The 12119-nt window shown below is 69.3% G+C and carries 14 protein-coding genes; 8 read left to right on the top strand and 6 right to left on the bottom strand.

Translation table 11 applies throughout. From position 1 onward, the window contains the following. Positions 1 to 49: 49 nt before the first annotated feature. On the top strand, positions 50 to 919 hold the full coding sequence (locus FB475_RS24550) for an NAD(P)/FAD-dependent oxidoreductase (RefSeq protein ID WP_185759414.1): 870 nt from the start codon (positions 50 to 52) through the stop codon (positions 917 to 919). Here the strand turns inward: FB475_RS24550 and idi are convergent. After that, positions 896 to 1453: an isopentenyl-diphosphate Delta-isomerase gene (gene idi, locus FB475_RS24545; RefSeq protein WP_141858919.1), complete on the bottom strand. Its 558-nt coding sequence runs from the start codon at positions 1451 to 1453 to the stop codon at positions 896 to 898. The genes FB475_RS24550 and idi overlap by 24 nt on opposite strands. Before the next feature lie 213 nt (positions 1454 to 1666). Between idi and tyrS the strand changes: the two genes are divergently transcribed. Both tyrS and FB475_RS24535 read left to right on the top strand, forming a co-directional pair. Further along, positions 1667 to 2848, top strand: a complete 1182-nt coding sequence (gene tyrS, locus FB475_RS24540) for a tyrosine--tRNA ligase (RefSeq protein ID WP_141858918.1) — start codon at positions 1667 to 1669, stop codon at positions 2846 to 2848. A gap of 28 nt (positions 2849 to 2876) precedes the next feature. After that, complete coding sequence (locus FB475_RS24535) at positions 2877 to 3698, top strand: NAD(P)H-binding protein (protein WP_141858917.1); 822 nt, start codon at positions 2877 to 2879, stop codon at positions 3696 to 3698. Here FB475_RS24535 and FB475_RS24530 read toward each other — a convergent pair. Beyond that, positions 3687 to 4211, bottom strand: coding sequence for an isochorismatase family protein (locus FB475_RS24530; protein WP_141858916.1), 525 nt, complete (start codon positions 4209 to 4211; stop codon positions 3687 to 3689). The genes FB475_RS24535 and FB475_RS24530 overlap by 12 nt on opposite strands. Positions 4212 to 4312: 101 nt before the next feature. On the opposite strand from FB475_RS24530, the gene gndA reads away from it, so the two are divergent. Continuing rightward, positions 4313 to 5752, top strand: coding sequence for an NADP-dependent phosphogluconate dehydrogenase (gndA, locus tag FB475_RS24525; RefSeq protein WP_141858915.1), 1440 nt, complete (start codon positions 4313 to 4315; stop codon positions 5750 to 5752). Here gndA and FB475_RS24520 read toward each other — a convergent pair. Next, the gene (locus tag FB475_RS24520) at positions 5710 to 7077 is read right to left on the bottom strand and encodes an MFS transporter (protein ID WP_141858914.1); all 1368 of its coding nucleotides are present in this window, start codon (positions 7075 to 7077) and stop codon (positions 5710 to 5712) included. The genes gndA and FB475_RS24520 overlap by 43 nt on opposite strands. Continuing rightward, positions 7077 to 7454, bottom strand: a complete 378-nt coding sequence (locus FB475_RS24515) for a nuclear transport factor 2 family protein (protein ID WP_202878485.1) — start codon at positions 7452 to 7454, stop codon at positions 7077 to 7079. The genes FB475_RS24520 and FB475_RS24515 overlap by 1 nt, the downstream gene beginning before the upstream one ends. A 70-nt stretch (positions 7455 to 7524) precedes the next feature. Here FB475_RS24515 and FB475_RS24510 point away from each other — a divergent pair, with 70 nt between their 5' ends. Together FB475_RS24510 and FB475_RS24505 are read left to right on the top strand one after the other, a co-directional pair. After that, the gene (locus FB475_RS24510; protein WP_141858912.1) at positions 7525 to 8142 is read left to right on the top strand and encodes a TetR/AcrR family transcriptional regulator; all 618 of its coding nucleotides are present in this window, start codon (positions 7525 to 7527) and stop codon (positions 8140 to 8142) included. Between the two features lie 39 nt (positions 8143 to 8181). Continuing rightward, a complete protein-coding gene (locus tag FB475_RS24505; protein ID WP_141858911.1) occupies positions 8182 to 8580 on the top strand; it encodes a DUF6319 family protein in 399 nt (132 codons plus the stop codon). Between the two features lie 121 nt (positions 8581 to 8701). Here the strand turns inward: FB475_RS24505 and FB475_RS24500 are convergent, their stop codons facing one another. Both FB475_RS24500 and FB475_RS24495 read right to left on the bottom strand, forming a co-directional pair. Continuing rightward, positions 8702 to 9715, bottom strand: coding sequence for an alcohol dehydrogenase catalytic domain-containing protein (locus FB475_RS24500; RefSeq protein WP_202878484.1), 1014 nt, complete (start codon positions 9713 to 9715; stop codon positions 8702 to 8704). A gap of 32 nt (positions 9716 to 9747) precedes the next feature. Next, a complete protein-coding gene (locus FB475_RS24495) occupies positions 9748 to 10488 on the bottom strand; it encodes an SDR family oxidoreductase (protein WP_141858910.1) in 741 nt (246 codons plus the stop codon). A gap of 88 nt (positions 10489 to 10576) precedes the next feature. Here FB475_RS24495 and FB475_RS24490 point away from each other — a divergent pair, with 88 nt between their 5' ends. Both FB475_RS24490 and FB475_RS24485 read left to right on the top strand, forming a co-directional pair. Next, positions 10577 to 11476, top strand: coding sequence for a LysR family transcriptional regulator (locus FB475_RS24490; protein ID WP_185759413.1), 900 nt, complete (start codon positions 10577 to 10579; stop codon positions 11474 to 11476). A 95-nt stretch (positions 11477 to 11571) separates the two neighbouring features. Continuing rightward, on the top strand, positions 11572 to 12108 hold the full coding sequence (locus FB475_RS24485; RefSeq protein ID WP_141858908.1) for a DUF6817 domain-containing protein: 537 nt from the start codon (positions 11572 to 11574) through the stop codon (positions 12106 to 12108). Positions 12109 to 12119: the final 11 nt, after the last annotated feature.

Here is a 12119-nt window from a genome sequence, read left to right as displayed (position 1 = left end):
GGCCAATCAATTTCAAAATATGAGACCAGTGGTCTCGTATGATGGCGGCATGGATGTCGCGGTGATCGGTGGAAGTGTGGCTGGGCTGCAGGCGGCGCTGACGTTGGGGCGGGCGCGCCGGCAGGTACTGCTGTTCGACGACGGACGGGCGCGGAACCGGGCGGCGTCGCATGTCCACAACTACCTGGGTGCGCTCGAGGTGTCGCCGGACGAGTTGCTCGCTCGTGGGCGGCAGCAGGTGGCGGAGTACGGCGTCGAGGTGCGGGACCACCGCGTCGAGGACGTGAGCTTCGAGGACGACGGGTTCGTGGTGGACGGGGTTCGCGTGCGGGCCGTCGTACTGGCGACGGGGCTGTGGGACGAGTTGCCCGACGTACCTGGTGTTGCCGACGGGTGGGGGCAGTCGGTGGTGGCGTGCCCGCACTGCCACGGGTGGGAGGTGCGGGATCAGCCGCTCGTGCAGTTGGGGTTGCGGGGCGCGCCGGATCGGTCGGTGGCGCGGGCGTTGTTGTTGAGCCGGTGGAGCGACGACGTGGTGCTGTGCACGGACGGCGATGCGCTGACCGGTACGCAACTGGATCGGCTCACGGTGGCCGGCGTCAAGGTGCGAACCGAGCGAGTCGCCGCCGTTGCCTCAGGGGTGCGGTTCGTCGGCGGCGAGTCGTTGGCGGCGTGGCGGGTGTTCGTGGTGGTGCGGCAGCACCAGCAGAGCGATCTGGCCGAGCGGCTCGGATGCCAGGTGACCGATGGTGCGGTCGTGGTGGACGAGGGCGGGCGTACGACGGTTCCTGGGGTGTACGCGGTCGGTACGACGGCCGCGCCGACGCTGCTCGCGATCGGGGCGGCCGGGCATGCGTCCACCGTGGCTGTGGCCGTGCACGGGGATCTGCTGGAGTCAGATTTGGGCGGCGGCTGGTAGCCGGGCCGGGTCCGCGATCGGCCAGTCGACCGGCTCGGCGGGGAGCTCGTCCAGTTGCAGGACGCACCACGGCGAGAGGCCGGGCTGATCGTGCACCTCGGCCCAGGTCGCCCAGCGGTAGTCGGCGACCTCGGCCGGGTTCGGCGTCGGGTCGCCGGTCCACCAGGCCCGGTAGACCGGGCAGAGCTCGTTCTCGACGATGCCGGTCGGCATCTCCGCGCGGTACCGGAACTCCGGGAGCACCAGGTCGACCGCGTCGACGACGATGCCCAGTTCGTCGGCGAGCCTTCGGCGTACCGCCTGCTCGACCGGCTCGCCCGGAAGTGGGTGCCCGCAGCAACTATTGGTCCAGACGCCGGGCCAGGTGACCTTGTCGAGGGCGCGCTGGGTCAGCAGCACCCGCCCGTCCGCGTCGACGACGTAGCTGGAGAACGCCAGGTGCAGCGGCGTCGCCACATGGTGCACCGTGGCCTTCGCCTCGGTCCCGATCGCGCGCCCGCTGTCGTCCACCAGTACCACCCGCTCGTCGATCACAGGGTCGAGCCTAATCCGGTTCCGTCGCTGCCGGGTGCCTGCTAGCCTCACGGTGTGATCAAGCAGCGCGTGACGTATCGACCGGCTCTGGGAGGAGCCGTCCGCTAGTCGTCGCTGCACCCAGAGCCTCCGAGGCAGGAACCCGTCCGGTTCCTGCCTCTTTCCGTTTGCCGGAGGCACTGGTACCGGGTGCCTCGCCCTGAGAGGAACCCGATGAATGCTGTGATCGACCGATTGCGACGGACCACCGAGCTGATCGTCGGTGCGGAGGATCTGCGCGAACGACTGGAGTCCGGCCGGCCGTTGCGGATCAAGTACGGCGTGGACTGCACGGCGCCGGACCTGCATCTCGGGCACGCGGTCAACCTGTGGATGATGCGCCAACTGCAGGACCTCGGGCACCGGGTGGTGTTCCTGCTCGGCGACCTGACCACCCGGGTCGGCGACCCGACCGGGCGCTCGGAGACCCGGCCGGTCCTGTCCCCCGCGCAGATCGACGCGAACGCGGCCTCGTTCCTGTCGCAGGTGTCGCTGGTCTTGCGGACCGACCCTGAGGTGTTCGAGGTACGGCGGAACTCCGAGTGGTACGACGCGATGCCGGTCGCGGAGCTGCTCAGCCTGTTCGCACAGGTCACGCACGCGCAACTGATGGCGCGCGACATGTTCCGTGATCGGGTCGCGGCCGGGCGCGAGATCGCCCTCCACGAGCTGGTGTACCCGGTGTTGCAGGGCTACGACAGCTTCGCGATGCAGAGCGATCTGACCATTGTGGGTTCGGACCAGCTGTTCAACGAGCAGCTCGGCCGGCACTTCCAGCAGCGGCTCGGAGCGCCGCCGCAGGCCGTGATCACGACCACGATCACGCCGGGGATCGACGGCCGGGCGAAACAGTCGAAGTCGCTGAACAACTACATCGGGCTGACCGACAGCCCGCGGGACAAGTTCGGCAAGCTGATGAGCATTCCGGACTCGCTGGTCGAGGCGTACGCGCGGGTGTACACGGAACTGCCACTCGAGACAGTGGCCGCGCTCGCGGCCGCGACCGGTCCGGCGGCACGGGATGCGAAGTTGCGGCTCGCTGCGGCGGTGGTCACGCGGTACCACGGCGCGGGGACGGCGAAGGCGGAGCTGGAGGCGTTCCGGCGTACCTTCACGGAGCGGACCGGGCCGGCGGAGCTGCCGGAGCTCGTCGTCGGGCAGGAGCGAATGGTCGTGCTCGAGTTGTTGCGGGTCGCGCATCCTTCCGCGAGCAATTCGGAGTTGCGGCGGCTGCTGCGGCAAGGTGCGGTGGCGGTCGACGGCGTACGGGTGGAGGATCCGGCCGCTGTGATCTCGGTGGGCGGTGGGGTCGTGCTGAAGTCGGGCGCGCGGACCTGGCACCGAGTGCGCGTCTAGTGCGCCTCTGGTATGTCAGGGTTGAGCGGTGACGATCCTGATTACCGGCGCGACCGGGAACGCCGGCGGCGCGGTGGTGCAATCACTGGCGGAACAAGGCATCCCGGGTCGGGCGCTGGTCCGGGCCGCGACCGAGCTACCTGCCGGGATCGAGCCGGCGTACGGCGATCTCAACCGGCCGGACACGTTCGTCGACGCGTTGGCGGGCGTCAGCGGGATCTTCCTGCTGAGCGGTTACGACCGGCTGGACGAACTGCTCGCCAACGCGGTCCGGGCCGGCGTGCGGAAGGTCGTCGTACTGTCCAGCAGTTCGCTCGACGGCGAGCCGACGAACGCGGTCGCGGCGTACCACCACGCCACCGAGGAAGCGGTTCGGGCGTCCGGTCTGGCGTGGACCTTCCTGCGGCCGAACTCGTTCATGTCGAACACGCTGCGGTGGCGCGACCAGCTCCGGGCCGGCGACGAGGTACGCGTCCAGTTTCCCGACGTAGCGGTGTCGACGATCCACCCGCGCGACATCGCGGACGTCGCCGTTCGGGCGCTCCAGGGCGAGCAGGACAGCGAGGTACTGCGACTCACCGGGCCGGTGGCGCTGACGCCGGTCGAGCAGGTCGCGATCCTCGCGGAGGCGCTCGGGCGGAAGCTCACGGCGTACCCGATGAGCCGCGCGGAGACCCACGCCGCGCTGTACGCGTCGATGCCGGAGCCGTACGCCGCCGCGATCGAGTCCTTCTTCGGCGACGGCACCATCGACGAGACGTCGGTGAACACCACAGTCGCCGACGTCACCGGCCGGCCGGCCCGCACCCTGCAGACCTGGGTCCAGGAGAACCGTGCCTTATTCGGCTAGCGCCTCCAGGTAGTCGGCGGTGGTGCACACGGTGCCTACTCGTGGGAAGACGTACGTCGTCGCGAACGAGTGCGCGTCGCCGTCGAGGCCCGTCATCGCGTCGGTGAGGAAGAAGGTTTCGTAGCCGAGGTCCGAGGCTGCGCGGCCGGTAGACTCGACGCCGAAGTTCGTCGCGATACCGGCCAGGACGACGTTCGCGATGCCGCGGGACCGGAGCTCGGCGTCGAGTTCCGTCCGGCCGAAGGCGCCGATCGTCCGCTTGACGATCTCCAGGTCACCGGGCTGCGGCTCGGCGCCGCGCGCGAAGCCGCTGCCTTCGGGTTGTACGTCGACGCCCGGGCGTTCCACCCGGACGTTGACCACGAGGCCGCCCGCGGCCCGGGTGGCTGCCGCGGCTGCCACGGATCGTTCCAGGACGTCGGGACCACTCGACGGAGCGGTCTGCAACGCGACGATCCGGGACATCAGGTCGATCAGGACGAGGGCGGTACGGCGTCCTTCCAAAGGATTCACGAGGTGAGCTTAAGGTCCAGGGGTCAACACCGGTCGATCGTGTCGAGAAGGCCTCAGGCAGACTGGACCCCGCACACAACTTCAGACTTGCAGGAGATTCGATGAGCGCTGACAAAGCCCAGATCGGTGTCACCGGCCTTGCGGTGATGGGCCGCAACCTGGCCCGGAACCTCGCGCGCAACGGGTTCCGGGTCGCCCTGCACAACCGTTCCCAGGCGCGGACCGACTCGCTGGTCGCGGAGTTCGGTTCCGAGGGCGAGTTCGTCCCGTCCACCGACCTGGCCGGGTTCGTCGAGTCGCTGGAGCAGCCGCGCAAGATCATCATCATGGTGAAGGCCGGCGAGCCGACCGACGCCGTCATCGACGAACTGGTGCCGCTGCTGGACGAGGGCGACATCGTCGTCGACGCCGGCAACGCGCACTTCCTGGACACCCGGCGCCGCGAGGCCGCGCTGAAGGAGAAGGGGCTGCACTTCGTCGGCTCCGGCGTCTCCGGCGGCGAGGAGGGCGCACTGAACGGCCCGAGCATCATGCCCGGCGGCTCCTCCGAGTCGTACGCGGCGCTCGAGCCGATGCTGACCAAGATCTCCGCGCACGTGAACGGCGAGCCGTGCTGCGTGCACGTCGGCCCGGACGGCGCCGGCCACTTCGTGAAGATGCTGCACAACGGCATCGAGTACGCCGACATGCAACTGATCGCGGAGGCGTACGACCTGCTCCGGCACGTGCTTGGGCTGTCCCCGGCCGAGCTCGCGGACGTGTTCCGGGACTGGAACACCGGCGACCTGGAGTCGTTCCTGATCGAGATCACCGCCGAGGTGCTCAGCCAGACCGACCCGACCACGGGCGGCCCGTTCGTGGACGTCGTCCTCGACCAGGCCGAGCAGAAGGGCACCGGCCGCTGGACGGTCCAGTCCGCGCTCGACCTCGGCATCCCGGTCAGCGGGATGGCCGAGGCCGTGTTCGCGCGGTCGCTGTCGGGTGACGTCGTACGGCGGGAAGCGGCCGCCGGCGTGCTGCCCGGGCCGGGCGACGTGAAGGCCGAGGTCGACCGGGACCAGTTCATCGACGACGTGCGGCACGCGCTGTACTCGTCGAAGCTGGTCGCGTACGCGCAGGGCTTCGACGCGATCCGGGCCGCCAGCGACGAGTACGACTGGAACATCGACCTCGGCGCGATGGCGACCATCTGGCGCGGCGGCTGCATCATCCGGGCCCGGTTCCTGGACCGGATCAAGGAGGCGTACGACCGCAACCCGGACCTGCCGTCGCTGCTGGTCGACGACTACTTCCGGGACGCGGTCGGCAGCGGCCAGGAGGCGTGGCGCCGGGTCGTCGCGACCGCCGCGACTGTCGGCGTACCGGCTCCTGGGTTCTCAGCTGCCCTCTCGTACTACGACGGTCTTCGGGCGGAGCGCCTGCCGGCCGCGCTGATCCAGGGTCTGCGCGACCTGTTCGGCGCGCACACGTACAAGCGCGTCGACCGCGAGGGCAGCTATCACCTGGAGTGGTCGGGCGACCGCTCCGAGAGCACCCAGTAGACAACGACCGCAGCAACACACAGGAAGCCCGCGGCTCCGCGGCTGGCCACGTCGAACCCGTGGCCGGCCGCAACGGTGCTGAGCAACGCAGTGCCCAGTGATGCACCTACCTGTTGCGAGGTCATCACCATGGCGCCGGCCACCGCACTGTCCTGGCCGGCGCCGAGGGTAGCTGTGCTGTTCGCTGTCACCAGCACCCAGCCCGCCCCAAGACCGACAAGCAGGAACACTGGCATCACGTGCAGCCAGTAGCTGCTGTCCGGCCGCACGACACCGAGCAGGGCGAGCCCTGCCGCGACAGTGAGCAGTCCCGGACAGATGAGCACTCTCACCTGGGCTTTGGCGAGCAATCGGCTCACAGCGCGGACGCCGACCATCAGGCCGACTGTGAACGGCAGGAAGCTCAGCCCGGTCCGGATCGGCGAGTAGTGGCGGACGGTCTGCAGGTAGAACGTCAGGAAGAACAAGGCGGCGAAGATGCCGATCGCCAGGCTGAACACAGCCAGGTACGAGCCGCCGCGCCTAGGGTCGCGCAGGACTCTCAGCGGCAACAGGGGGTTACGCATCCGAGCCTGCACAGTCAAGAACGCTGCCAGGAGCACGACGCCTGCGCCTAGCGACGCGTACGTGACCGGCGCGCCCCAGCCGTCCGACTCGGCGCGGGCGAACCCCAACACGACCGCCATCAGGCCCCCGGTCGCCAGTAGCGCTCCCAGTACATCCACCCGCACCCCGCTGGTGCGCTGAGCCGGGCGGACGGCGTACAGGATGCCTGCGGCAGCCAGTGCGGCGATGGGGAGGTTCACGAACATCGACCACCGCCAGTCCAGGTACTGCGTGAGCACACCGCCGGCCAGGACGCCGATGCCGGACGCGCTGCCCATCGCGGCGCCGTAGATCCCGAACGCCTTGCCGCGCTCGGCGGGTAGCGGGAACGACGCGGCGAGCGTCGCGAGGACGGCTGGGGTCAGCAGTGCACCGAAGACGCCCTGCAGCCCCCGCCCCGTCAGCAGCATCCACGGTCCGGTCGCGGCCCCACCGAGTGCCGAGGCCAGGGCGAAACCGGTCAGCCCGATCAGGAGCGCCCGCCGGCGCCCGATCAGGTCACTCATCCGCCCGCCGAGCAGCAGGAAACCGCCGTACCCGAGTGCGAACAGCGTGATCACCCACTGCCGGGCCGGATCCGACATGCCCAGGTCCCGCTGCATCGACGGCAACGCGATGTTCACGATCGTCAGATCGATCCCGACCATCAACTGCGCGGCCGCCACCGCCCCCAACGCCCACCACCGCCGGATGTCGAGGTGTTCCTCGGTAGCGGTCATCAGAACATCCCGTTGGAGTTGGCGGACGTCTCCGGCACCGGCTGCATCACGTCCCAGTGCTCGACGATCCGGCCGGCCTCGTCCAGCCGGAAGATGTCGACGATCGCGGTCCCCGGCTGGCCCGGAACCCGCACGCCGTAGACGTGGGCGATCACGTGGTCGCCGTCGGCGAACAGCTGCTTGACCTCGGCTTTCAGGTCCGGGAAGTCCGCGCGGAGCGTGGCGATGAACGCCTCGAAGCCCTCGATGCCGTCGGCGATCCGCGGGTTGTGCTGCACGTAGCGATCGCCGATCAGCTTGGCGGCCGCGTGGAAGTCCTTCTGGTTCAGGCCCAGCTCGTAGAAGTCGAGGACCGTCTGCTTGTTGCGTTCGCTCATCATCATCCTTAAGTGAACAGCTGTAGTGCTACGACTGTAAGGCAACGTGCGTTGCAATACAATCGGCGGTATGGACGGAGCGACGACGCGGAGCCGGAACCGGCGTGGGCAGGGTGAGCTGCTGCGCCGGGAGATCATCGACGCGGCCGTGCGGATGCTGAACGAGCTCGGCGACGACGAGGCGCTGTCGTTGCGCGCGGTCGCCCGCGAGGTCGGGATCGCGGCAACCTCGGTGTACATCCACTTCGCCGACCGGGACGAACTGGTGTTCGCGGCGCTCGAGCAGAGCACCGCCGACCTGCTGCGCAATCTGGATCAGGCCGAGGACAACGCCGGCGACAATCCGGTACGGCGGCTACGCGCGCGACTGCTGTTCCTCGGGAGCTGGACGCGTGACTACGCCGGGCTCTACAAGGTGCTGCACGAGAGCACGCTCAACCGGCGGATGGAGCTGGTCTTCAAGGAGGAGTTGTCGGTGCGCGCGATCGCCGCGGTGCAGGCGTGCATGGACGCCGGGCTCGCGCCGGCCGACGACGCGGCGGCGGTGGCGCTCGATCTGCGCTCGGCGGTGCACGGGGCGGTGTCGATCCGGATCAACGAGCCCGAGGCCTCGTTGCCGCCGCTGGAGGAGCAGGTCGATCGCTTCCTGCGCAAGCTGGTTGGCGTATCAGTCGAACATATGTTCTAATAGCGGTCCCGCATCAGTCAGAAGGAGATCGCCGCAACGATGACTGTAGACACCTTTGCAGTAGAAGCGCCGTCCGGCCTCACCGACACTCCCGACGTGCCCCAGGTCGCCGACGTCCCGGAGGCACCCAAGCCGAAGAAGGCTCCGGCGAAGAAGGCGGCCGGCAAGAAGACCAAGACCCTCGAGCTGACGCTGACCGTCACCGGGACGGCCGACGGCGAGTGGCGCGCCGAGCTCAAGCAGGGCACGACGTACCTGGCCCGCGACCTGGCCGTCGCCGCGGCCGCGGTGTCCCGCGCCGCCAAGGAGCTGCACGAGGACCTGTCCACCCCGATCGACGAGGTGATCGAGGAGGCCCGCGCCCAGCAGGCCGCCAAGGTCGCCGCCCTCGAGGCCGAGCTGGAAGCCGCCAAGAGGGCCCTCGCCGACCTGGACTGACCTCGAGCCACTCCCGACAGAGGCTCCCCGTGGTGGTCACCTTCCCTGATGACCACGGGGTAGGAAATGCAGGACCCGTCCGCAACCGTGTGAGGTGGTTGCGGACGGGTCCTGGAAACACTTATTCGGGTTGGGTTTTGAGGACGACGCGCAGATTCGCCTTGGGCTGGTGTTGCCACGCTTCTTCGGCTTGTTCGAGGGGGTAGGTCTCGATGATCGGCCGGATGTTCTTCAGCACGGCGAAGTTCAGTGTGTCCTCGGAGTCCTGGGCCACCCCGGAATACCACCCGGACACCGAGAGCCGGCCGTCGGCGAGGGCGTGGCCGGTGACCTGGATCGGGTCGCCGCCTTCGAGCACGATCAGCTGACCGTTCGGCCGCAGGCCCTTGACCAGGTCGCTCTGCAGTTCGGCGCGGGACACGGTCGCCAGGATCACGGCCGCACCACCGAGCTCTTTCAACGCCTCGCCGGCGTCACCTTCGGTGCTGTCGATGTACTCGTCCGCCCCGAGTTGCCGGGCGAGCTTCTCCTTGTCCCGCCCGCGGTTGATCGCCACGGTCCGGAAGCCGAACTTGTCGGCGAACTGGATCGCCAGATGCCCGACCCCACCGACGCCCTGCACCGCGACCGTGTCACCAGGACCGGCATGGGCGTGCCGCAACGCGTTGAACGCGGTGATCCCGCCACACATCAACGGCGCCGCCTCCTCGAAGCTGAGCCCCTCCGGGATCCTCGCCACCGCGTCCTGCGGAGCCACCATGTACTCGGCGTACCCACCGTCGTACGACGTCCCGACGATCGTCCGGTTCACACAGTTGGTGAAATCACCGCGCCGGCAGAACTCGCAGGTGAAGTCGACGCCACCGGACCAGCCGACACCGACCCGCTGGCCGACCTCCCAGACCGTCACGCCGTCGCCGACCGCGTCCACGACACCGGCGATCTCGTGCCCCGGGATCCGCGGCAGCCTCGTACCGAACAACGCGTTCCGCGGAATCGCGTCGCCGCCACAGATCCCGCAGGCATGAACCTTGACGCGGATCTGCCCGGCGCCCGGCTCCGGGATCGGGACGTCGGTGACGACGAACGGGCCGCCCGCCTGCTGTACCTGGGCCGCACGCATGGTTCCAGACATAGTTCTCCCTCGCACTCGGAACAACGAAAAGTTCAGTGCATGCCGCCGTCGGCGACGATCTGCTGCCCGGTGATCAGCCCGGCGGCGTCGCTCGCGAGGAAGGCCGCGATCCCCGCGACGTCCTCGGTCGTCCCCAACCGGCCGATCGGCACCATCGCGACCAAGCTCTGCTTGTACGCGTCGTTGGCCGGATCGGTGAAGATCCCCGCACCGTCGATCGGGCCCGGGACGATCGTGTTCACGGTGATCCCGCGCGGCCCGAGTTCGAGCGCCAGCACCCGCGCGAGGTACCCGGTCGCGACCTTGCTGGTGCCGTACAACCCGACGCCCAACTGCGGAACCGTCGTGGTGTTCGACGAGATCGTAATGATCCGGCCGCCGTCGGCGATCCGCCGAGCCGCCTCGCGCAGGACGAAGTACGGGCCCTTGGTGTTGACCCGGAACAGCAGGTCGAAGTCCTCCTCGGTGACGTCCGCGACCGGGACGTTCACCTTCTCCATCCCGGCGTTCGCGACCACGATGTCGAGCCGGCCGAACTCCTCGAACGTCGCGTCGTACAAGCGCTGGATGCCGTCGACCTCGGAGACGTCGGCCGCGACCGCGATCGCCCGGACCCCGAACGCCTTCGCGGCGTCCAGCACCTCGTCGGCGGCGGCCTTGTCGCGCGAGTAGTTGACGACGACGTTCGTTCCCGCGGCGGCGAGCCGGAGCAGGATCGCCCGGCCCAGACCCTTCGACGAACCGGTGACGAGCGCGGTTCTGGTTTCTGCCATGCCTCGATCGTCCTGCGCGCCGGGTGCCGAGCGGAAACAGAGATTTGCTGGCGAGGGCACAACCGATCGTTGTGGCACGATGAGAGCTGTGGATCTGAGCTTGCGGCTGCTGCAGGCGCTCGACGCCGTCGCCGCGGAGGGCAGCATGACCCGCGCCGCCCGCACCCTGAACCTGACCCAGCAGGCGGTCAGTGGGCAGATCCGCCAGCTCGAGCGGGTCGTCGGTGCGCCGCTGCTCGAACGCCGCCCGACCGGTATCGAACTGACCGCGGCCGGCCAAGTGGTCCTCAAGCAGGGTGCGGCGCTGCTGTCGTCGGCGCGGACGATGGTCGCCGAGGCGCGGCTGGCCGCGACCGGGCGGCCGGATCCGTTGCGGATCGCGTTCAAGGCCCAGAGCACGGCGCACTTCATGCCCGCGGTCGAGGCCGCGCTCCGGGAGAGGGCGCCGGACCTGGAGCTGCGACCGATCTCATCGCACACGCTGCCGGACGAGATCGACGCGTTGATCTCGGGCCGGGCGGATGCCGCGTTCCTGTGGCTGCCGATCGGCGACGACCCGCGGTTCACGATCCACCCGCTGCTACCCGAGGACCGCTGGGTCGCGCTGCCGCCAGGTCATCGGTTGGAGTCGCGGACGTCCCTGTCCATCGCGGATCTGGCCGATGTACCGGTGGTCGGACCACGCGACGGGATGCCGCCGGCCGTGGTCGACTTCTGGTTCATCGACCCGCGCCCGGACGGAACCCGCGCGCACTTCGGTCCGCAGGCGCGGACACCGGAGGAATGCCTGCATCTGGTGGCGGCCGGCCACGGCTGCTGGATCGCCCCGGCGTCCACCGTCACCTACTTCGCGCACCCGCGGCTGACCTGGCTCCCGCTGGTGGACGCGGAGCCGAACGTACTGGCGCTGATCTGGCCGAAGCACACCGTGCACCCGATGCTGCCGCTGCTCGTCGAGGAGACCCGCCGGACCCTCACCGCGGTGTGACCGGAACGGCACGCCGAAGTGGTGGGCAGCGGCTAGGGCCAGGCCTTACCGTGGGTGACCTGCGGGTTTGGCCGCTCCTGGTGAGAAGGGGTCAGATGAGCACTTTCGAGGACCTGGGTTCGCTGCTGCTGGTCCGCGGCGCCGACGAGATCGACCATGCGGGCGGCAGCCTGTACGTCCACCTGCACCGGGTCGCCAAGCGCCTCGGTTCGCTCGGCGCCTCCGACACGCTGGTACTGGCCGGGCTCGCGCACGCGGCGTACGGCACGGACGGCTTCCCGACCCACCTGTTCGACTGGCAGACCGAGCGTCCGGTGCTGGAGTCCGTGATCGGCACCGACACCGAGGCGATCGTCTACCGGTACGGCGCGTGCGACCGGGAGACGACCTGGCGTGACCTCGCCGAGCACCGCACGGTCACCGACCGGTTCACCGGCACGTCGGAGGAGCTCGGCGCCGCCGAACTGCGCGACTTCGTCGACCTGACGATCGTGAACGAGCTCGACGTCCTCGACAACGACGCGGAGCGGGCCGTGCAGCTGCGCCCGTTCCTCCAGGAACAACTCCCCCGCTGGCAGTCACTCGCCTCCCCCGCGGTCCTCACCGAAGCCGGCCGGATCGTCGGGCTGTAGAAACCAGAGGG

Origin of the sequence: Kribbella jejuensis (genome assembly GCF_006715085.1) — a bacterium.
GTDB classification, from domain to species: Bacteria; Actinomycetota; Actinomycetes; order Propionibacteriales; family Kribbellaceae; genus Kribbella; species Kribbella jejuensis.
This window is presented reverse-complemented; position numbering and strand designations above follow the sequence as displayed.